Source organism: Croceitalea dokdonensis DOKDO 023, from assembly GCF_001306415.1.
GTDB classification, from domain to species: Bacteria; Bacteroidota; Bacteroidia; order Flavobacteriales; family Flavobacteriaceae; genus Croceitalea; species Croceitalea dokdonensis.
Window position 1 is genome coordinate 150,669 of the sequence record NZ_LDJX01000004.1, and the last position, 21,507, is coordinate 172,175.

15 protein-coding genes and 1 tRNA gene are annotated in these 21,507 nt (G+C 42.5%); 4 read left to right on the forward strand and 12 right to left on the reverse strand.

The annotated features are described in order from the left end of the window. Window positions 1-134 precede the first annotated feature (134 nt). Window positions 135-1,415 (reverse strand): PepSY-associated TM helix domain-containing protein, encoded by a 1,281-nt coding sequence (locus I595_RS09715; RefSeq protein WP_054559233.1) that lies wholly within the window; start codon window positions 1,413-1,415, stop codon window positions 135-137. Further along, window positions 1,415-3,838, reverse strand: coding sequence for a TonB-dependent receptor (locus I595_RS09720; protein ID WP_054559234.1), 2,424 nt, complete (start codon window positions 3,836-3,838; stop codon window positions 1,415-1,417). The genes I595_RS09715 and I595_RS09720 overlap by 1 nt, the downstream gene beginning before the upstream one ends. A 110-nt stretch (window positions 3,839-3,948) precedes the next feature. Between I595_RS09720 and I595_RS09725 the strand changes: the two genes are divergently transcribed. Next, the gene (locus I595_RS09725; RefSeq protein WP_054559235.1) at window positions 3,949-4,305 is read left to right on the forward strand and encodes a DUF6686 family protein; all 357 of its coding nucleotides are present in this window, start codon (window positions 3,949-3,951) and stop codon (window positions 4,303-4,305) included. Here I595_RS09725 and I595_RS09730 read toward each other — a convergent pair whose 3' ends face one another. Together I595_RS09730 and I595_RS09735 are read right to left on the reverse strand one after the other, a co-directional pair. Then, window positions 4,306-5,175: a hydroxymethylglutaryl-CoA lyase gene (locus I595_RS09730; RefSeq protein ID WP_054559236.1), complete on the reverse strand. Its 870-nt coding sequence runs from the start codon at window positions 5,173-5,175 to the stop codon at window positions 4,306-4,308. It lies immediately after the preceding gene. A 15-nt stretch (window positions 5,176-5,190) separates the two neighbouring features. Then, a complete protein-coding gene (locus tag I595_RS09735) occupies window positions 5,191-5,817 on the reverse strand; it encodes a LysE family translocator (protein WP_054559237.1) in 627 nt (208 codons plus the stop codon). Between the two features lie 86 nt (window positions 5,818-5,903). On the opposite strand from I595_RS09735, the gene I595_RS09740 reads away from it, so the two are divergent. After that, on the forward strand, window positions 5,904-6,323 hold the full coding sequence (locus I595_RS09740; RefSeq protein ID WP_054559238.1) for a Dabb family protein: 420 nt from the start codon (window positions 5,904-5,906) through the stop codon (window positions 6,321-6,323). Window positions 6,324-6,377: 54 nt separating this feature from the next. Here I595_RS09740 and I595_RS09745 read toward each other — a convergent pair whose 3' ends face one another. Beyond that, complete coding sequence (locus I595_RS09745) at window positions 6,378-6,914, reverse strand: DinB family protein (RefSeq protein ID WP_054559239.1); 537 nt, start codon at window positions 6,912-6,914, stop codon at window positions 6,378-6,380. A 306-nt stretch (window positions 6,915-7,220) separates the two neighbouring features. Between I595_RS09745 and I595_RS09750 the strand changes: the two genes are divergently transcribed. Beyond that, window positions 7,221-7,709: a CIA30 family protein gene (locus tag I595_RS09750; protein ID WP_054559443.1), complete on the forward strand. Its 489-nt coding sequence runs from the start codon at window positions 7,221-7,223 to the stop codon at window positions 7,707-7,709. On the opposite strand, the gene I595_RS09755 is transcribed toward I595_RS09750, so the two are convergent. The 5 genes from I595_RS09755 to I595_RS09775 form a co-directional block, all read right to left on the reverse strand. Beyond that, the gene (locus tag I595_RS09755) at window positions 7,691-8,749 is read right to left on the reverse strand and encodes a quinone-dependent dihydroorotate dehydrogenase (RefSeq protein ID WP_054559240.1); all 1,059 of its coding nucleotides are present in this window, start codon (window positions 8,747-8,749) and stop codon (window positions 7,691-7,693) included. The genes I595_RS09750 and I595_RS09755 overlap by 19 nt on opposite strands. A gap of 57 nt (window positions 8,750-8,806) precedes the next feature. Next, window positions 8,807-9,241, reverse strand: coding sequence for a hypothetical protein (locus tag I595_RS09760; RefSeq protein WP_157449714.1), 435 nt, complete (start codon window positions 9,239-9,241; stop codon window positions 8,807-8,809). A gap of 252 nt (window positions 9,242-9,493) precedes the next feature. Continuing rightward, window positions 9,494-9,568 (reverse strand) — tRNA-Pro (locus I595_RS09765). Window positions 9,569-9,668: 100 nt separating this feature from the next. Continuing rightward, window positions 9,669-9,968, reverse strand: coding sequence for a hypothetical protein (locus tag I595_RS09770; protein WP_054559242.1), 300 nt, complete (start codon window positions 9,966-9,968; stop codon window positions 9,669-9,671). Window positions 9,969-10,167: 199 nt separating this feature from the next. Beyond that, complete coding sequence (locus tag I595_RS09775; protein ID WP_054559243.1) at window positions 10,168-18,477, reverse strand: T9SS type B sorting domain-containing protein; 8,310 nt, start codon at window positions 18,475-18,477, stop codon at window positions 10,168-10,170. A gap of 153 nt (window positions 18,478-18,630) precedes the next feature. On the opposite strand from I595_RS09775, the gene I595_RS09780 reads away from it, so the two are divergent. Then, window positions 18,631-19,749, forward strand: coding sequence for a PQQ-dependent sugar dehydrogenase (locus I595_RS09780; RefSeq protein WP_054559244.1), 1,119 nt, complete (start codon window positions 18,631-18,633; stop codon window positions 19,747-19,749). A gap of 8 nt (window positions 19,750-19,757) precedes the next feature. Here I595_RS09780 and I595_RS17390 read toward each other — a convergent pair whose 3' ends face one another. Both I595_RS17390 and murQ read right to left on the reverse strand, forming a co-directional pair. Then, window positions 19,758-20,282 (reverse strand): hypothetical protein, encoded by a 525-nt coding sequence (locus I595_RS17390; protein WP_157449715.1) that lies wholly within the window; start codon window positions 20,280-20,282, stop codon window positions 19,758-19,760. A gap of 409 nt (window positions 20,283-20,691) precedes the next feature. Continuing rightward, complete coding sequence (gene murQ, locus I595_RS09790; RefSeq protein ID WP_054559246.1) at window positions 20,692-21,507, reverse strand: N-acetylmuramic acid 6-phosphate etherase; 816 nt, start codon at window positions 21,505-21,507, stop codon at window positions 20,692-20,694.

Sequence of the window (21,507 nt, forward strand, 5' to 3'; positions counted from 1 at the left end):
TTGCGTGCAAAGGTAGTGTTTTTTACGGTGGTCAATGCATGATGGGTTTTTTCATCAAAATCAGGACGCCAATAACCTACACCCAGACCACAATATATAAGGCGCTACAAATAATATAGTCCATAACAGCCTATTTAACTTATGGCCTTTTTTAATTTATATACAAAAAGATAATAGGCCATAGCAATAAATGATGTCCACCCTGCGGTTACAGCAATTATAGCTGTATGGCTAGCATGATAATTTTCTATAATAATGTAGTACATAAATAGAATCATTACTGAATAAATTAACCAGTTCATCCAATACCAAGAGCCCATTAACTTCTTTTTATTTTTCTTTCTTTTCAAGGCTTTTTTTTTCGCTGTTATCCAGATACCCGATAAAACCAATGAGGAAATAGCAAGGCCAAATAAAAACCATAGAATTTTTGTGGGCAAACCGCCCCAATTACCAAAATGTAGTGGATCGGCAATGTCATTTAAATACATTACGGCGGGGATATCAGATGCTTTTTGTACATCAATTACCTCATAACTTTCCGGATGTATATATACCCTGTTGGCCCTTTGCCTTACCAAAGGAACATTACTATGGCCCGTGATGTAGATTGGGCCACTTTCACCCCTACTCGGGACTATATCACCTGCTTTTAAGCTTGGAATAGCTTCCTCGGCAAGTGCCGCTACACGATCATAATCGATAGTGTTGGTATTGTATGTTGCTACTAAAGCACCATTTAATTGAATTTTTGGAACTGGCGGATTGGATCGGGTTGCAACCTCAGCAATATTGGCACGTTCTAAAAAGTACCAAATACCTGTTATGGAAAATAAAAGAGTGAAGGGAATAGACCATAAACCTACCAAACGGTGTAAACTTCTAAAAAAGAATAAGCTACCCTTGCCTACTTGTAATTGAAATAATTTCTTCCACCATTTTTTATAAAATACCAAGGCGGTAATAAGTGAAGTAAACAGTAAAAACGCAAATAAAAGAACGGTGAAATGTCCAATTTGAAATGGTATGAACAAAAAGTAGTGTAGGTCTCTAAAAAAGCGCTGAAAAGTTAAAAAGGCTTCCCCTTGTATTTCTCCGGTATAGGGGTTTGCAAATACGTAACTCCTTTTTCCATTCTCCTCCTTATACAAGATGTCACATAAATAGGGTTCTTCAGTTCTCATCCAGAAAGTCATTCTGCCATTGGGAAAAGCAGATTGAAAATTTTGCATAATCAAATTTCTGGATGCAAATTGTTCTTGAGATGTTGCCCTGATATCAGGGTTGAACAACCAATCCATCTCATGGCTCAAGGTAGCCAGTGTACCAGAAAAGCATACTATAAAAAATAGTATGCTCAACTTCACACCTATCCAACTGTGAATATCAAAGAATATTCTCTTTTTGACTTTCATTAAAACGTATATCCCACACTTAACAAATAATTCCTTGGAGCGCCCGGAAACAACCTTACATAACTATATCCGCCAACCCAATGGGTTTTATTAAAGATATTATTAAAAGTCAGCGCAATTTTCACTTTATTTATTTTGTAAGCGAGACCTGCATCCCAAACCATATATTCTGGCAAGACTAAATCCTTTTCAAAAGTATTTCTGGAAGAAACAAAGTTGGAGCCAAGATTTATGTTTAAATCCCTAAAGAAACCTTGATCAAATTTATAATTAGCAAAAAAACCACCAGAATTTAAAGGTGCATTCTCCTTTCTACGACCAATTTCTGTAATATCATCACTGTTGGTTATAGTTGCCACGTTATACGCATAATTGGCTGAAATATTAAAATTTCTCCCAATCTTGCCATTTACGTCTACCTCAATACCCTTAGCTTCTTCTGCCCCGCGTTGCACCAAAAGCCCGGTTGTTTGATCTTCATACAATATATTTTGATTTTTTATCTCATAGGCTGCTAGGTTTACCGCCAATCTATCATTGAAAAAGGTACTTTTTGCACCTACTTCAAACATGGTGCCCAATTGAGGGTCAAATGTATTATTGATATTGCCCGTTATATCCACCGGATTTTGAGGTTGAAAACTTTCAGTATAAGTTGCGTATACATTGGTACTCTGGTTTAAACTGTATACGAAACCAAATCTTGGCAGGAATGCAGATTGTCTTACCTCTTGCTCATCGGCCTGTTCAAAATTTAGCTTGTCCGTATACCACTCTTGACGTAGACCTATAAGAACTTGCAACTTCTTAAACTTGATTTGATCTTGGATATACAGACCGTTCGTAAAAAACTTTTGTGCGGCCAACTCGTTTCTACCCAAAATATAATCACTCGGAAAACCAAGTAGGTATGTAGGGTCTTGCAAATTAAAATGAGGAATATTAGGAACTGGATTTCCGTTATCGTCCAATAAAAAACGATTTGCTTCTTCCGGGTCATAGTTAGCGAGTCCACCATCTACCGTTCTATAAATAGCTCCACTACTGGTAAAAATACCACCACCACCAACCGGGCGAACCGATTGAATGTAATCATAACCAGCCAATAATTTATGGGTTAACTGTCCTGTTTTACCTTCATACAAGAAGTAAGTGCTTACATTATCATTAATGCGTTCTTGTTCCCGAGCACTAATGCGCATTCCCATTAGTGTTGGTATTTCATTTCCTGCTCCATCCACTGCAAATCGATTTGATGTCCTATGTTCAAAAAGATCTTCTTTAAACGCATAACGCATGTAAGATGCATTGAATGAAAAATTATCGGTAAACTTGTGGTTCAATGAGAGTGTGCTGTAGGCTACCTGGGTTTCGTGGTAATCATTAGCAGCACCAATGGCAAAGGATATGGGCGTAGAATTCAAGTCTGTACCTGCCGATGCCCCAAAAATAGGCTGCCCCCTATCAAGCTTGCCATCAAAACTGGTTAAAACCAAGTCAAAATTAAGTTGGGTTCTATCACTGGGGAGGAAAGAAATGGAAGGTGCTATCATAAGGGAATTAAACTCCTGAATATCCCGAAAATCATTTGAGTCTTCAAAACCAATGTTTAAGCGGTACAATAAAGTACCTTTTTTATCCAATGGACCTGTAAAATCCAAGGTTGCCCGTTGCGTATTAAAACTACCAGTGGTAAATGTGATGGCCTTGCGCTCTTCGGCCAGAGGTTTTTTTGTTACCCTATTCATAGTGCCACCTGGGGACGAATTCCCAAATACGGCAGATGCAGGTCCTTTTATGACCTCTACCCGCTCTAAATTAGATGTCAATATCTGTGGTCCAAAAAGTCCTATGACCCTAAGTCCATTTATAAGTTCCTGTTGGGAGCGAAATCCGCGAATGGTAAAATCATTGTAATAAGAGAATTGGTTAATTCCACTAATATTTTTTACCACATCGTTAACTCTAAAAGCCTGCCTATCTTCCATCACTTCCTTGGTAACATAACTTATTGCCTGTGGCGTATCCTTAATTAAGGTTGCGGTTTTTGTGGCACCAAAACTCAACTCGTTTTTATATGTGGTTGCCCTACGACCAATTATTTCTACCGCTTGTAACGCTTCTGTATTGGCGTTTAAGAAAAAATCCACCACAATATTATCTTCATTGAAAACAACCTGCTTTTTAGATTGTGATGTATAGCCAATATATGATACCGTAATGGTATAAGTACCATTCGCTATATCTAAAAATTTGAAATGTCCTTTCTCATCGGTTGTGGCACCTCCATAATTAGACAGAATGACCGTAGCCCCCATTAATGGCCTATCATTTTCATCTAGAATAGTACCCTGTATCTGCGTTTGCGAAAAAAGAATCACACTTAAATGCAAACAAAAAAATAGAATAAAATTTGTTTTCATTGTTATTATTTAGATTCATTATAAATACTATGAGTCAAATATATTATTTATTTTTATTTAGTCTAAATAATATTAATATTTTTGAATAGAATTTTAAATTGGCACACATTATGGCACATGAAGTTTATCCTATTTACAGTAATAATTTCGGCGTGGCTTTTTCATACTGTAGGACATCAAATTCCAATCCAAAAAAAATTCAAATTGTCTTTAGGGATACCGGCTTACTTCTCACAACGGAAGAGCTATATCGCTTTGCACTCCTTGTAAGGAATGTATTGCTTAAATACCGTAATGATGGGTACTGTAGGGCAAGTGACGGATGTAAAAAACTTTTACTGGATACTCCGGCACATCAGATAACCTTGGCTGTTAACTATTATGAGATAGAGGCCATAGATGATTTAATACAGGGCACTTTATTCCAGTTAAATCTTGACGACTACCTAGAGAACACCCTAAACTAATTAATGGTAAATAGAAAACAGCTCGGTGGCCTTGTTATAAGCTGCCTCAAAAGCCATGGCGTTGACGTCACTATTTGCCTTTACGGCCGTAAAATAGGATAGCATTTTTTCCGTGGGCATGTTCCCGGTGAGTTCATCCTTGGCCATGGGGCATCCACCAAAACCCTGTACTGCCCCATCAAAACGCCTGCAACCTGCCTTATAGGCTGCATCTACTTTTTCATGCCATTTGGTGGGCGTGGTATGCAAATGTGCCCCAAATTCAATTTCCGGATATTGGGGAATCAAGTTGGAGAACAAGTAGTCAATTTCTTCAGGTGTTGAAGTTCCAACAGTATCTGACAACGATAAAATGGTTGCGCCCATGGCAGCAAGCCTTTCCGTCCACTCGCCTACGATATCAACATTCCATGGGTCACCGTAAGGATTACCGAACCCCATGGAAATATAAGTAACCACCTTTTTGTTTGCGGTATGGGCAATGTCCAAAATTTCTTGCAATGTGGTCACCGATTCTGCTATGGTCTTATGGGTATTTCGCATTTGAAAATTTTCTGAAATAGAAAAGGGGTAGCCCAAAAAATCAATGGGTTCATGCAAGCAGGCGCTATTGGCACCTCTTGTGTTTGCCACGATCGCCAAAAGCTTACTGGTAGTGTTGGATAAATCTAACTGTTCTAAAACCTTGGCGGTATCCACCATTTGTGGAATAGCCTTGGGCGATACAAAACTGCCAAAATCTATGGTATCAAAGCCGCATCCCAATAAAGACTGGATATATTTCACTTTTTGTCCCGTAGGAATAAAAGTCTTGATGCCTTGCATGGCATCCCGTGGGCATTCAATTACTTTTACCTTATCGTTAGACATGGTATAAAATTAATGTTATTTATCCGATAGGAGCAGATAAACGGCAATTGCCAAAAAAACGAAGATTTGCATCCATTTAAAAAAGACTGCGGCATGTTGGTTCTTTGTAATAAATCCTTTAAGCTGCCCCGCCATTAGGGCTATGCTGCCAAAAATCAAAAAGGAAACCGCTATGAACAAAAAGCCAAGCACGTAAAACTGTGCTACACGGCCCATGGCATCACTGAATAGAAACCCAGGAAACAAGGCCAAGAAAAAGAGCGTGACCTTTGGATTGAGCACATTCATTAAAAAACCGGTTTTAAACAGCCCCCACACACTCTTTTTTGCCGTACTGCTATCCGCTAATTTTATCTTAGCCTCACTTGCATACACCTTAAAAGCTAGGTATAGGAGGTACCCCGCACCAAAAAGTTTAACCACAAGGAAAAGGGTTTCGTTTTCCTTTAGGATGGCTGATGCCCCCAGGGCCAATAAGGTAGTATGCACCAAGCAACCGGACATAAGGCCCGCAACTGTGGCCAACCCATATTTTTTGCCATGGACAATACTTTGTACCATCACAAAAATGTTATCTGGTCCCGGCGTAATCGCCAAGGCCCCGGTAGCCAGAACAAAGGCAGTAAGGATATCGTAATTCAACCTTTCATTAATTTAGGCAAGGAAGATAACAATACTACTTCACATTAAACATGAAACCCTTATCTTGGACATAAACACGACAATCAATGAAAAAGTTCATTACCCTTACCAGCCTATGTTTTTTACTAACTTTTGTGGCCTGTAAACAGATAGATGGAAAAGTTGAAGAAATAACCACCACTAAAAAAAACATGAGCATGGACAGTGTGTTACGGCATGTAGTGCTATTTAAATTCAAGGAAAGCACCTCAACGAAACAATTAAAAAAGATGGAGGACGCATTTGGTGACCTCCCCAATAAAATAGAAGAAATCAAATCTTATGAATGGGGCATCAACACCAGTCCAGAAGGGCTAAATAAAGGACTTACCCACTGTTTTGTGGTCACTTTCCATTCAGAAAGGGACAGGGATAGCTATTTGCCCCATCCCGCGCATCAAGCTTTTGTTGCCTTGGCCACACCGTTTCTTGAGGATGTTACCGTTGTGGATTTTTGGACCAGATAGATAAGCTAACATGCCGTATTTATATTTTAAGCTACCGGCTGTAATTTCCCATGGTCACCAGGTATATTTAGGCGGTTCTATACCCTTTAACCTTAAGTAAAGGTTGGCTTTAGCCCTGTGGTTGGTAAGGTGGTCCTGTACGTAAAATAGCGCAAATGCCCTACTTACGGTATTTCCACTATGGTACATGGTACAGGTTTGGTCCAACTGCGCCTGGTCTATGGTTCTGATTACGGCCTCCGTGTAGGCAAAGCCTTCTTTAAGGAACGTAATTATTTCTTGCTTGCCCATGCTGGCTGGGTCGGGGGCATTGGGCACCACCTCCATGCCTTGCACATAGCGCTGGGTCAGCAGTTTAATGGTATATCCAATATGGACCATCTGTCCCGCAAAGGTTTTGGTTTCCGCTGTGGGTTGGTACGTATACCCTGCTTCTGGCATGGCCTCAGCTACCTCTAGGCAATGCTTTTGGGCCTCCTGCCAAATTGGTAAATACATTTGGGTGAATTCAGTTTTGGGCATTTGGAGGTCCTGTGAAAATAGTAGCACCGGCACCATGACCAGCAAAATAGAAATTAAAATGTTTTTCATGAAGTTTTGTTAACTGGTGAATTTCAACGCTTAAATCTTTTACTTTTATTGACCATGGTACCTTTTGGCCTAGGTTAAAAGTTGAATGTAAGTTCGGGTGATTTTGAGAAAAAAAGTATGTTGAAGAATCCTTTTAAACCTAAAATTTTTTGATTCACAATGTAAAATTCACTTGTTCCCTCTAGATAACGCAGCGAAATTGCCAAGATTTACCCAAATGTACAACAGGTATTTAGCATTATGTTTCAATATTTTATGAAGTTAAGTAGTTTTATCCTTTTTTCTTTGCTAATATTCTTGGTACCTATGGAAACCATACTTTTTGACTTTTCAGAAAAAGCAGATGTAAGCGACTGGCAAATTGTAAATGATAATGTCATGGGTGGGCGTTCCAATAGTAAATTGTTGATTAACGATGCAGGAAACGGGGTGTTCACAGGCACTATTTCATTGGAGAACAATGGCGGCTTTGCCTCTACACGATATAATACGGGCACCTACCCCGTTTTGCCCAACCAAACCATTAAAATTAGACTTAAAGGGGATGGGCAACGGTATCAATTTAGGGTTAAAAATGATAAACGCGCCTATTGGTCCTATATCCAATATTTTGACACTTCTGGGGATTGGGAAACCGTCACCATAGCCTTGGGCGCTATGTACCCTACCTATAGGGGACGGAGATTGGAGGCGCCTAACTTTGCAGAAAACCAAATTGAAGAACTTGGCTTTTTAATCGGGAACAAAAAGGAAGCTACCTTTGCTTTGGAGATTGATTATGTTGCCATTGATTGAGCGGAATCGTTTTCAAGAATGGCCTTGTTGATACGCTTCACCAAACCGGGACCTTCATAAACAAAACCTGTATACAACTGTACTAGCGATGCCCCCGCCTGTAATTTTTCCAGTGCATCTTTGGCGGTATGTATACCGCCCACGCCAATAATAGGGAAGGCATGGTTGCTCTTTTCTGCTAAAAACCGAATGACCTCTGTACTTTTTTGGGTCAAGGGTTTGCCGCTAAGCCCGCCTTTTTCTTCAGCAATTGTTAGGTGTGACTTAAGTCCCTTTCTACTTAACGTGGTATTGGTGGCGATGACCCCATCTATCTGTGTTTCCTTCACGATGTCTATAATATCCATTAACTGCTCCGCTGTTAAATCTGGCGCTATCTTTAATAATATAGGTTTTTCCTTGACCTTATTTGTGGCGGCGTTCAGGGTATTGGCACGTTTTAATTTTAAAAGGATGTTCGATAAAGGCTTTTTGTCCTGCAGTTCCCTAAGACCCGGTGTATTGGGGGAACTTACATTGACCACAAAATAATCCACATAGGGAAACAAGGCATCAAAACAAATTAAATAGTCCTTTGCGGCATCCGTATTGGCCGTAACTTTATTTTTTCCAATATTCCCACCTACGATTACCCTGTGTTTCTTTTTAAGACGTTCCACTGCATCAAAAACACCTTTGTTATTAAAACCCATCCTATTGATGATGCCCTCATCGTCCAGCAACCTAAAAAGTCTCTTTTTTGGATTGCCTTCTTGGGGCTTTGGTGTAAGTGTCCCAATTTCAACAAAACCAAAACCGAAGTCTGAAAATTCATTGTAGAGAACAGCGTCCTTGTCAAATCCTGCTGCTAGGCCCACCGGATTGTCAAATTCTATCCCAAACACCTTTCGTTTTAGTCGCTTGTCCTTAATGACGAACATGCTCCTAAAGAAGCCTGACAGTCCCAAACGGCTAAAAATCCGAATCATGGCAAACGAAAAGTGATGCGCAGTTTCCGCATCCAATAAGAAAACCAAAGGTCTAATGAAGTATTTGTACACGCAGCTAAATTTTGTGGACAAAAATAGAAACTCTTCACCCAGAATTTTATAAAAAAGCTATTTTTCGTCAACTAGCACTGGAACAAAAATGGGATTTCTTGATATTTGCCGGCATAGCTTTAAATACGTGGTATACTGTTCTGGACTAAAGGTGGAGAGCATGCGTTTATCCAAACGGTATGCGTTAGCCTTCATACTATCTAACAACACCTTGTACTTGTAAGACATGGCCAGTAAATCTTCCACTGAGGCCTGAGCATTGTTTTTTAATAGTCCTTCCGCCCTTAATGCAAAAAGCTCATTGCGGTACCTTAGTTCCGCACCCCAATTTTTAAGGTTCTTTTTTTGCGTGTCCGTTAGCTGAAAAATAGCCTCAATAGCTTTGGCCTTATCACTGCCTGTCCCAAGATAACAAACTTCTTGGGCGTATGTAACTTGTGAGAGCATTAGGAGCACGCAAAAGCTTGGGAGGCCATGGGGGAAATACTTCATTTAGGCGGTTAATTGCAAGAATCAAAAATAAACATTACGCTTTATCAAAGGTAATAAAGCCCAAGATTGGATGGAATATGCCTTACATAGTGCAAGAAACTGTTAGAATTTTCAATCACTTATTACCAAAGGCTTATTTTTTGAAGCCATACATAGTATGATATGAGCTGTTTTTCTTGGTATTTGGGCTTTAATGGTAACAGGTTAAAAAACAAAAAGTGAACCGCTTGCACGATTCACTTTCTTAAATAGTCGGGATGACAGGATTTGAACCTGCGACCCCACGCCCCCCAGGCGTGTGCGCTAACCGGGCTGCGCCACATCCCGAAATAATCCAAAAGGCAAACCTTTTAAAATCGTCTGCGAAAATAAGCATTAAAATAGTTATGGAAATAATGGAATTGAGATTTTTATTTGGACGAAACCATTAGTTTCCTACCAAAAACTCGCGAATATCCAAGTAAAAGCTTTCCCTGGCTACCGGAGAATCCTGCTCTGGATGAAATAAAAAATAGCTAATGGTCTGCTTTTGACAAAATTCCTCTATCGTATTTCCATTCCAAAGGTGATAACTGACCAATAACGTATTGTAGTCAATAGCGTAAGGTTTTGAGGTGGCGTCCGATGTATTCAATAGAATACTTAGGCTAACCATCGCCTGTTCATTTGGTTCTTGGTGATGAGCAAATAAAAAAGAAAATTCTTCGGAAAATGGTTCAACGTTCATTCTGTATAAACTAAAGTCAGTGTTCGTATGGCTATTTACCTTCACAAATTACAGGATATTGTCCATTACAAAACTGCAAAAAAAGTTGAAGGGTTTAAATGTATTGTTGAACAGCCAAAATAAAACGTTGAATGGTTTTTTATTAACAATACTTTGCCTACAAACAAACTTAATCCCAAAAACAAGTGGCAAACCTGCCCTAGCGATATAGGGTAAAATGCCCCACAAATCGTTGTTTTTCTTTGTCGTTGGCATTGGCAACATACCAATAATCTCCTGTTGGCAACGGCTTACCTTCATAGGTGCCATCCCATCCTTTTACCTCTGCTAGAATAGCCACTACCCTGCCATAACGGTCAAATATCTTAACTTCAAGGTTGGGAAAGAATTCAAAATTATTAGGAAACCATTCATCATTAAGACCATCGCCATCCGGGGTAAAAAAGTCTGGGAACTCTGGCATCGCCTCAAAATCAAATGGTAAGACCAGATTGGCCACACAGCCGTTTTGATCCCGGACCATTATGTTGATATTGGCATCTTCATTAATCGTGAAGATGTTGGTTTGCCCAAAAGAATCGCCCTGAAAGAAATATTCATAGCCTCCAAATCCTCCTGTCGCTGTGGCGGTAACTTCATTGGGACCAGTCTTTTCCGCAATCAACATCAAGGGATCGTAAGAATCAACCTCAAACTCCGTAGTAGTCACACAGCCATTTTCGTGATAGATATATACGATATGTTCACCGGCTACCAAATCCCCAAAAACCCTAACATCCGAAGCTAACATAATATCGTCAACATCTAAGGAAAACAATACCTGGGATAGCATTGACATATCTTGTAAATCTATGGTCACCGTACTATTTGGGAAAATACCATCACATCCGTATTCCACTATTGGATTGGCCACCAAATCCACGCCTATTCCAATATCTACGATGACGTTGGTTTCACAGCCTGCTGAATCACGCACAAATACCACATAGGTTTCGCCTCCTTCCAAATTATCAAAAAATAGACCGTCGTTTTGGACAAAATCGGCATCATCGGCAGAGTTGACACTGGTAAAATAGGGTGCCGTCCCACCTGTTACGGTGATGGTTGCCGTACCGTCCGCATCACCCAAACATGTCTCCGGTGTCGTTGCCCCTACCCCTGCAACCAGTTCCATGGGCTGGCCAATAACTACCGTTCTAGTGATGGTACAACCTAACTCATCTTGTACGATAATATCATATTGCCTAGGTTCCAGATCTGTAAACGTCTTTCTGTTTGGAGTAGCGGGATCATCCCCTTCAAAAAATTCACTTAGGGTATCTGAAATGGAATATCTGATAACACCTGTTCCACCGCTAGCTTCCAAAATAATTTGTCCATCCATCTCACCAAAACAACTCGCATCAATCGCTTCCAAATTATCCAACACCAATGGTGGCCTTGGATCAATGATAATTGGAGGTGAAATGGCTTCGCAACCTCCACTTTGTGCAAATACAAAATACGTTCCGGCAGGCAGGTTTCTAAAAATACCTGAATCCTGAGCGGGGCGTAATGTATTTGTAACTGAAGGAAATGGAGGGGCATCAGAACTCAGTAAGGTATAGACGTAATTACCAATGCCTCCAAACGCCTCTGAACGAATGATGCCCGTAGCCTCCCCCGCACAGTTGATGGTGGCGTTGGTCAAATCTAAATCGATGACCAAAGGTGCCGCGGGGTCTAGGGAAATCTGGTTGGACAGTTCAAATGGGCAACCGTTGGAATTCTGAACATCGTACTGGAACGGTCCCGGGTCTAACGTAATGTCTTCGGCTATTTCCACTGAGGTGGCCAAGGGGTCCGTTGCGCTAAAAGGCTCAAAAGCGTCCGAGGTTCCCGATCTTCTATAGAAATAACTGACACCCACCTCTGGATTGGTCACCGTAAGCAACATACGGCCTAAGTCCCCACAACCAGGTGGCTGCAACTCCACCAATTCCGCATTTACAATTTCTGGATCCTGAATGGTTATGGGCACCGTTGTGTAACTACAGTTCCATCCATCAAAAACCGTTATGGTATAATCGCCAGCACTTAAATTTGTAAATACAGGGTCACCTACCTGTAGGCCGCTGTTGGTACCATCTGCTAGCCTATTTAGCTGAAATTGATAGTTTCCGGGACCTTGGCCTCCTGTTATATTAAAGGCCTCTATACTGCCATCATTATCATTATTGCAACGGAGCGGACTCACTACCTGAACGTCTGCAAATATTGCCGTTGGAAGGGCCAAATCAATAGTCAAAGATTCCTCGCAATTATTGTTATCCCTTATGAACACCGTATGGATACCCTCTGACAAACCAGGGAAAATTGGATTTATGTTAGGGTAATCCACGACTATGCTCCCATCAGGGGCAACCAATCGATATTGGTACGATCCCCAACCGCCATCTCCACTTACCGTAATTTCACCTTGACCAGGTATACTACAGGTAACCTCAGCGGTTTGGGTAAGGCTAAGAGTCAGTGGCCTATCTGGTGAACGTACGGTCACCAAGTTGCTCAATACATCACAAAATGGACTATCCAGGGCCTCTACCCGCACCACCAAATTTCCAGCGGGCAATCCAGTGATTACTTCAGGTGTGGCGATAGGGGTGTTGGTATCAAAAGTACCGGTAACCCCTGTTGAGGTTTCTGCACCAGCGTTATCCCTAGAAAATACCTCGTAATTGTAGACCCCCGTATAATTTGCTATTTGGATGCTTATCTCACCATCATTTCCTCCAAAACAACTTACGGGTCTTACCTCCGCAATAGTCGCTTCTATAGTGTTGTACTCTGGCATATTAACGATCGGCGTTAAGTAACTACAGCCCCCTCCTGACAGATCGGTAACCGCAAAAATGTAATCTCCTGGGGTGGAGATCGGCCACACTACCCTATCCGTACCTCCCGAACTTCTTGCTGGCTCTGAGCCCAATGGCAAAATCTCAACTTCATAATTCCCTGAGCCTTGGTCAACAACGATTTCAATATTTCCGGGGGATATCCCAAAACCAGTGGTGTCACAGCTAATTCCATTGACATTAAAACTAAAGGTTAAATCTGTAGGCGCATTGATGTTTACCGTAGTGGAAATATCACATCCATTTTGATCACGGGCGGTAATAACAATACTTTGATTAGTTCCATTATCTATGACTTCAAAGACATTGCTGGTTTGGAAGTTGCTGCCGTCAAAGGCGGGAGTACCGTCATCCATACTATAGGTGTACGGTCCAGTTCCAGTAGGTGTTCCCGATCCATCTCCATTGGTATCCACAAAGGCCGTTATGGTTGCCGTACTAAATTGATTGCTGGACGGGTTACAACTAAACTCCGTGTTCAACGTATTCAATTGCAAAGCAGTTGGCTCATTGATTACGATATCTCCTGTACGGTCCGTACATCCCCTATTGGATGTGACCTCTACCTGGTAGGTGCCTTGAGCCAAATTATCGAACAAGGGTGATCCTTGTGGGCCAGCGATTACGGTAGTGGTGCCTCCATCGTACAGTATAAACGTTAAGGGAGTATCTGTATCCGTGCCGGTTTGCAGTTGTGCTTGGATAGTGCCATCATTGGCACCAAAACAGCTAATGTCACCTACTAGGGTTCCCGATATGATCGGACTATCCACGGTAGATACTTCAACCGTTGCCGTATCTGAGCATAGAGGCGCCGTGTTAGAGTTTAAATCCGTAACAATAACAGAATAATCCCCCGGTAAAATATTTGTAAATACATTGGTGGGCTGGGAAACAACCACTGGAAGTCCTGTGCCATTATCTATCAATTGATAGTCAAATACACCACTGCCCCCGCTGGTACTAACGGTTATAACACCGTCACCCGCATTACAGGTAGGTACCGAGGTAGCATCCGCTGTGATAGAAAAGAAATCGAATACTTCTGCATTAATTGTGGTAAAACAGCCATTACCATCTCTAATGGTTATTGTGTACGTTCCAGGGTTAGGAACCACAAAATTTGGACTGTCCTGAAAACCACTACCTATATCATATTGAAATGTAGTTTCGGGTCCGCTTGCGGGAACGGTCAATGGCGACGTAACATTTATTTGATACCCGCTGGTAGCGGTACATTGATTGATGACGTCTATAGTTGGCGCAGGTATACCCGCACCCTCAGAGGCAGTATCGGTAACCAGTGCAATACAACCATTGGCGTCTTGTACATAAAAATCATAATCACTTGGGTAAGGTCCTGAAATCTCAAAGGTAGAGGTAGCGGAAAAAACGGTTGGAGCCGCAGCCCCATTGGGAACAAAGGCATAGGAATACGGAGCTGTGCCACCTTGTCCATTTACGGTGATAAGTGCCCCGGCATTACAGGTAGCTGGTATATTACCAACAATTTGGATACTTGGTGCATTCAACGCCACATTGGCTATGGCACCAGCTTCACAACCATTATTAGGATCTTCTGCCAATACCTGGTAATTCCCAGGTTGCAAACCTGTCAAGTCTGGAAAAGGACCCGAGGCGGGAACTGAAGTTGGACCAAAAACCAAGGCACCACTGGTGGTATTCACTATAGATATATCCACCGTTGCACCCGTGGCCCCGGTAACGGTATAAGAAACGGTTCCACTGCCCAAAGCATCACAGGAAGCATTGGTGGAAGCCACGGTAACGTCCAGCGGAGACGGTCCATCAAAAGGTGGGATTTCCTCAATATAAATACAACCTGTTGCAGTATCTTCCACTTCCACAAAATAGGTGGTACCAAAATCCAGTCCGGAAAAAGTATGTATTCTTGGAGGATTGTTGGGCGAATATCTTGGAATGGCCTCTCCCACCAATCGTAATAAAAATGGCCCGGTACCGCCTACGATCTCTATGGTTAATGTTAATCCGGTAGCACAGTCCGATAAGGGGTCTGGAACTGGGATGATGGTCAAATCGCCATCAGTAATACGTATGGTATCCAAATCTTGACAACCTTGTGCGTCCCGTGTTACCACGGTGTAAACCCCTGTAGGCAAACCGTTAAACGTATGGATATTACTGGGATTGGTAAGGGAAGACTGAATTTCCGTGCCCGATTCATCCATCAATCTATAGTCAAATGGGGCTACCCCATTAGTAATACTGGCGTCTATGCTACCAGAAGTAGCACTGGAACATTGGGCTTGGGTCGCGGTCAAGGAAGCATCCAACACAACACTAGGGGCTATGATAGCACTTATGGGAGGGCTAACACATCCGCGACTATCCCGGATCAGGAAATTAGAATAGCTACCCGCGGCATAGCCTGAAAAGATGTTTTGGCTCCCAAAGGTAGCACCACCGTCATTACTGTATTCATAAGGAGCAATACCTTGACTAGTATCCGGTATCAAAGTCACGATTCCATTAGCATTACCACAGCTGGTGTTTACAACGGTTGTGCTTCCGGCGATAGTTTCGGTAGGGGAAATGACCACTTCATCAGAAGTATTCTCACAACCTTGGGAATCCCTGACAACGAATCTAAAGGAAGTATCTGCAGTAATTGAACCATCATTGGGTACGGTATGCACAAACGTATTACCCGAAATGGCATTGTTTGCTGTGCTCAATATTCCATTTACATAAACATCGTAATCCACATAGCTTCCTGCAGTTGGGTAGCCATCAGCAATCGTTACTTGTATGGAGGCATCGGGACCTGAACACTCCAACTCTTGTATAATACTTGCGGTTGCCACCAATTGTGGCTGAATGGTAAGGTTTAAGGAATCCCTACAATCATTGGCATCTACCAATTCTATGGTATAATTCCCTGGGTTCAGACCCAAAAAGGTATCACTTGCCTGCAAAGGTCCGCCATTAATGCGATATTCATAAGGTGCCTGTCCACCAGTGGCGGCCATAACTAGGGAAGCAGCGTCGAAAGCATCATAGCAAAAATCCGACGCTGCAACATCCACAGTCAAAGTTGGCGCACTGAGCGCTGTTAAGGTAAATGCATTAGGTATTGTTACGGTACATCCATTGGTATCGGTCACACTAACATCGTAATCCCCAGTTTGGGAAAGGTTGGAAAACGTCCGCCCATTTCTTGGGCCTCTGGTGGAACCATCAGGTAAGGTCACCGTGTAGCGATTACCACCCCATCCACCGGATGTATTGATGCGTACGCTTCCAACATTACCGTTCTGACAGCTCATGGCTTCCACATCCAAACTATCAATGGTTAAAGCAGCAGCAGGACCTTCTATGGTCAAAGTCACGGTATCCGTACAGTTGGTGTCCTCGTCTGTTACTGATAACACGTAACTTCCTGCTGCTAAACCATTAAGATCTATCGTACTTGAATTCTGTCCGGTAACGGCGGTTCCCCCGTCCAAACTATAGCTGTAGGTGGTGGTAAACCCATCTATGATAAATCGTCCCGTTCCGTCAGAATCCCCAAAACAGGTTATTGGGCTTAACTGCTGGGCCCTTGCCTGTATGGAACTGATATCCGTAATCGCATAGTTTTCGGTGTAGGAACAACCTACAGCATCTGTTACCTGAAACGTATAGGTTCCTAATCCAAGATTGGTAAACGTTGGATTATTGCCATTGGCAATGGCACTTGCGGAAGGCGAGATAATTTCATAGGTATACGGTGCAATCCCATCTGTGACGGTAAGCACCACCGAAGCCGTAGTGGTAATACAGTCCAAACTGGATATGGCAAAGTCCAAATCCGTTGGTTTATCCAAGGCAGCGAAAACGATGTCCGCTAGGTTTTGAACACAGCCATTGGCATCCCTGATCAGTGGCGTATACGTACCAACGCCAAGATTGGCAAAAACATCACTAGGGCTAAATCCTGCCCCAATACTATATTCATACGGGGCCGTTCCTCCAGAAACCCCCGAAATGGTAATTTGCCCTCCCGTTTCATTGGTACAACTGGGCAGTGTGTCCGCCGTTGCCGTTGCATTGATTGTTGTGGGTGTGGACACAGAAGTACTCTGGCTAGGCGTGGTGCAAGAAAAAGCATCCTGCGTATATCGCAACATGATGTCATAGGCACCTGGTGCCAAGCTAGAAAATACATTGGACACTTGATAGGTGGTACCATTGTCTATACTGTATTCAATATTGTACCCAAACCCATTGGTAAGGTTGACCACGATTTGGCCATCATTGGCCCCGCCACAATTGGCATCAAACGATGCAATGTTAAAAGTTGGAGGGGGAATATCCGCTACGTCCACGGAAGCCGTCCTTTGGCAGCCGTTGGCATCTTCTATCAATAAATTATAGGTTCCTGAAGCGTTCACGGCAAATTGGGTAGAGGCCGTATAAGTGGAGCTAAAGGTTACGCCCCCATCTTGACTAAACCTGTAGGGAGCCGTACCTCCAGAGGTATTCACGGTTACATCAACGGTTGTGGCCCCACATCCAAAACTATCCGATGCCGTCGCAGAAACGTCCAGAGGACTAATTCCGGTACCGATCTCTATTGGATTACCACTGGTATCATTGGTAATGGTAACATCACAATCGTTGGTGACCACACGAACGCTATAAACACCCCTGCCTACATTGGCAAAGGTATAGCTATCAGCTCCGTTAGGACCAAAGGTATCCACCGTAATACCATCTTTGATGAGGCGATAGGTATAAAAACCAGGAACACCGGAAACATCAACGTTTATTCCACCTTGTTCCCCGCTACATTGGATGTCATTTTTAGTGACTTCTACGGTAATATCCAAATTCTGGACGGTGACCGTATTGGAAGGAAATAGACAAGCACTGGCTCCGGAACCGATCAACCGAACCCAAACATTATAATTGCCGGGGGCGGCAATATCAAAAAATGGATCAGTTTGATATGGTCCTGCGGCACTGTTTAAACTGTACTCATAACCACTTGGTACGTTGGTGACCTCTACCCTCCCAGGATTACCGCAAACAATATCTTCATGAATCAATTGCGGATTAAGTGGGTTCTGGGTTACTTTAAAGTAATAAAACTGACCAGAGTCTACCCTTACCCGATATTCTCCCGCAGCAGACAAATCATAGGTAGCATTGCTGCCAACGGTATTCCATGTACAAGAGGTGTTTATGGTAGGGCAATCATCAATAACACTGGGAGCGCAGGTATTGGGGTCTAGCCGTTGCCATTGGTAAGCAGCTCCCGAGACATTGAGGCTTATAGTTCTAATATCGCTGGTACCACACAAAAAGAATTTTGCCAAAGTACTGCCATCATTTGGACAAACAACTTCCTCGTTAGCTCCTTGGATAATAGTGTTGAACAATGGAGCAATGGTATTTTTGAACACCTTGGTGGTTGGCATGCCCTCCGAAAGCCCAGGGTGCCCAGTTTCTTGCTGCACCTTAGTTGGGGCAACAAGGCTTGCAGGCTTGGATACTACCGTATTTGCTTTAAAAACTGCCGAATAAACTACAACTGATGATAACACCAATAGCACGGCATACAGATGACGCCTTGTTTTTTTGCGGGGCATAGGTTAAGTTCGGTTATTAGTATATTGGGATTTGGGGACCCAATACACTATATTGTAATTGTTTTACTTATAAAATATATTTAATTCATAATTACAGTGGACTACAAAAAATGGTAATTCACCTAGAATATATGACTCTCTAACGATAAAATTATGAAAAAGCTTGTACTAGTTGCCAATTTATTCGTTGTAATGCTCTTTACAGCTTGCGGCCAAGCTACGGACAAAAGCATCAAAACCCCCATAAAAGACTTATTTTCAGCTACTTTGGTTTATGATGGCATCCAAAATCCGTGGGGTATGGCATTTTTGCCCGACGGGGCCATTTTGGTTACTGAAAAGGCAGGAAACCTATTTTATTGCAAGGATGGCAAAAAAAAGAATATTGGAAATCTACCCGATATCTATGTTAGGGGCCAAGGTGGATTCATGGATGTGGCTTTACATCCCAACTATGATAAAAATGGATGGATATACTTCTCTTTCGCCTCTGCAGAAGGTGATGACAATGGCGGTAACACCGCTATCATGAGAGCCAAATTAGAGGGTGACCAACTCTCTGATAAACAACTCCTTTATAAGGGTACCCCCAACACTAAAAAAGGGCAACATTGGGGTTCTAGACTGGCCTTTGATGATAAAGGGTTGCTGTACTTTACTATAGGTGATCGTGGCAACCGTGATGAAAACCCGCAAGATATAACGAAGGATGGTGGTAAAATTTACAGAATTCATGATGATGGACGCATCCCTGCCAATAATCCCTTTGTGGATAAAAAAGGGGCAAAAACGGCCATTTTTAGCTACGGCCACCGCAATCCGCAGGGATTGGTCAAAAATCCATTTACCGGTGAGATTTGGGATCACGAACACGGCCCTAGGGGCGGTGATGAAATCAATATCATTGCCAAAGGTAAAAACTATGGTTGGCCCGTTATCACGTACGGAATCAATTACAGTGGCACTTCAATTACAGATGAAACCTCCAAACCTGGCATGGAACAGCCCATATATTACTGGGTGCCGTCCATAGCCCCCTCAGGGATGGATTTTATAACTTCTAAAAAGTACCCAGAATGGCAAGGGAACCTTCTTGTGGGTTCTTTGGCTTTCCAGTATTTGGAACGTTTGGAACTAAAAGACAACAAAGTAACCTATCGTGAAAAGCTCATGGACGGTATCGGCAGGGTTCGTAGCGTTCGCCAAGCCCCTGACGGGTTCATATATGTTGGGGTTGAAGGAAAGGGCATTTACCGCTTAGACCCAAAATAGGCCATGTTTTAATTTTCCAAGGTTGCCAAAATCCTTAGGGCCTTTCCGGCCACGGATTTTCTTTTGTCCCCAGAAAGCCTTTTTAGCTGCGGATATAACCAACGCTCTAGGCTATACTCATTTTTTGCCCATGTACCCAAAGTTTGCATGGTCTGGCAAAGCACGATCCAATCTTGGGCCTTGATCAAGTTATTTTTTAGGATGTTCTGGGCAGTTTGCTTTTGGGGTTTGGTCATCCATTTTTCCAGTTGAAGAAAAAGTTGGGCCAAGGTCCATTGGACGGAAGCTTGTTGAATTAGGGCCACTTCACTCAAAAACCTATCCAAATAAGGAACCAATATTTCCTGATTTGCCTTACAAATCCTTTTCATACCGTTGGAAACCCGTAACCTCACCACCTCGTTATCGCTAAAATAGCAGCTAAAAAATTCATCGAACAAATGCTTGTTTTGCAATACCTCATCAACAATCGCTACCGTATTTCCCAATGAATTGGGATGTCCACCCTTTAAACGTTCCTGAAAATCACTCATGTCCCAGAGACTTTTGACCTTGCCGTTCTTAACTCCAGTAATGCGATGCCAACAATTAAAATCAATTCCATTCCAAAATATGCAACTCCAAACATCGTCAGCAAATCGTAATACGTAATGCCCAGTACTAAAGTAATCAAACAATACCCAAAATTCATGCACACTATCAACTGCATGTACCCACGCCAATTTTTTGGATAATATAGATAACAACAGAAAGAATACAGCCAAAAACATAAAGCTATCCCAGCCAATATATAAAGTGGTATAATGGGCATACCAAAAAGAGCTGTATAGCAAACCATCACTAGCCCTAACAAAAACGCAGAGACCAAAGCCCCGACGCTATCCAACAAAAAAAGCTTTTTTGGGGTTGGCGGATGCATATTCCCAATTAAAAAGGTAAGTCCTACTTTAAATTTTGAATGGCTTCCCTGACCGAACCGTATTTCTTAAGGGCGGCTTCCGCTTGCTCATACTCCAAGTTCAAAGCTTCCACCAAATAGCGGGTGCCGCGATCTACCAATTTATTATTGCTCAATTGCATGTCTACCATCTTGTTACCTTTTACACGTCCTACCCGAATCATAAAAGCGGTGGAAATCATGTTCAACGCCAATTTTTGACTTGTACCGCTCTTCATACGGGTGCTGCCAGTAACAAATTCAGGGCCCACATTAATCGCTATGGGGATATGGGTATGGTGTGCCAGGGGGGAGCCGGGGTTGTTGGTAATCCCTGCGGTTAATATGCCATGCGCCTTGGCATCGGCGATGCCCCCAAGAACATAAGGTGTGGTGCCAGAGGCGGCTATCCCCACCAGAACATCATTGGAATTGATATTAAATGCCTTTAGGTCTTTCCAAGCCTGCTTGGTATCATCTTCTGCGTTTTCCACTGCCTTTCTTATGGCACCATCACCACCGGCGATGATACCAATGACTCGATCATGAGGCATCCCAAACGTTGGTGGAATCTCCGATGCGTCTAAAATACCCAATCTTCCACTAGTGCCGGCACCAATATAAAAGAGTCTGCCACCTTTGTCATAACGGGCCACCAAGGCTTCCACCAACTGTTCTATTTGCGGTATGGCCAGCGCTACGGCATCCGCAATTTTTTTATCCTCCTGGTTGATACCCTTTAATAATTCTAGTGTAGATCGCTTTTCTAGATGATCATGTAAGGAGGATTGTTCGGTGATTTTATTGCTCGTATGCTCCAC

Excerpts from the sequence above, each read along its gene's own strand:
- I595_RS09715 (WP_054559233.1), bottom strand. The coding sequence starts at position 1,415 with ATGAAAGTCAAAAAGAGAATATTCTTTGATATTCACAGTTGGATAGGT.
- I595_RS09720 (WP_054559234.1), bottom strand. The coding sequence starts at position 3,838 with ATGAAAACAAATTTTATTCTATTTTTTTGTTTGCATTTAAGTGTGATT.
- I595_RS09725 (WP_054559235.1), top strand. The coding sequence starts at position 3,949 with ATGGCACATGAAGTTTATCCTATTTACAGTAATAATTTCGGCGTGGCT.
- I595_RS09730 (WP_054559236.1), bottom strand. The coding sequence starts at position 5,175 with ATGTCTAACGATAAGGTAAAAGTAATTGAATGCCCACGGGATGCCATG.
- I595_RS09740 (WP_054559238.1), top strand. The coding sequence starts at position 5,904 with ATGAAAAAGTTCATTACCCTTACCAGCCTATGTTTTTTACTAACTTTT.
- I595_RS09745 (WP_054559239.1), bottom strand. The coding sequence starts at position 6,914 with ATGAAAAACATTTTAATTTCTATTTTGCTGGTCATGGTGCCGGTGCTA.
- I595_RS09750 (WP_054559443.1), top strand. The coding sequence starts at position 7,221 with ATGGAAACCATACTTTTTGACTTTTCAGAAAAAGCAGATGTAAGCGAC.
- I595_RS09760 (WP_157449714.1), bottom strand. The coding sequence starts at position 9,241 with ATGAAGTATTTCCCCCATGGCCTCCCAAGCTTTTGCGTGCTCCTAATG.
- I595_RS09770 (WP_054559242.1), bottom strand. The coding sequence starts at position 9,968 with ATGAACGTTGAACCATTTTCCGAAGAATTTTCTTTTTTATTTGCTCAT.
- I595_RS09775 (WP_054559243.1), bottom strand. The coding sequence starts at position 18,477 with ATGCCCCGCAAAAAAACAAGGCGTCATCTGTATGCCGTGCTATTGGTG.
- I595_RS09780 (WP_054559244.1), top strand. The coding sequence starts at position 18,631 with ATGAAAAAGCTTGTACTAGTTGCCAATTTATTCGTTGTAATGCTCTTT.
- I595_RS17390 (WP_157449715.1), bottom strand. The coding sequence starts at position 20,282 with ATGAGTGATTTTCAGGAACGTTTAAAGGGTGGACATCCCAATTCATTG.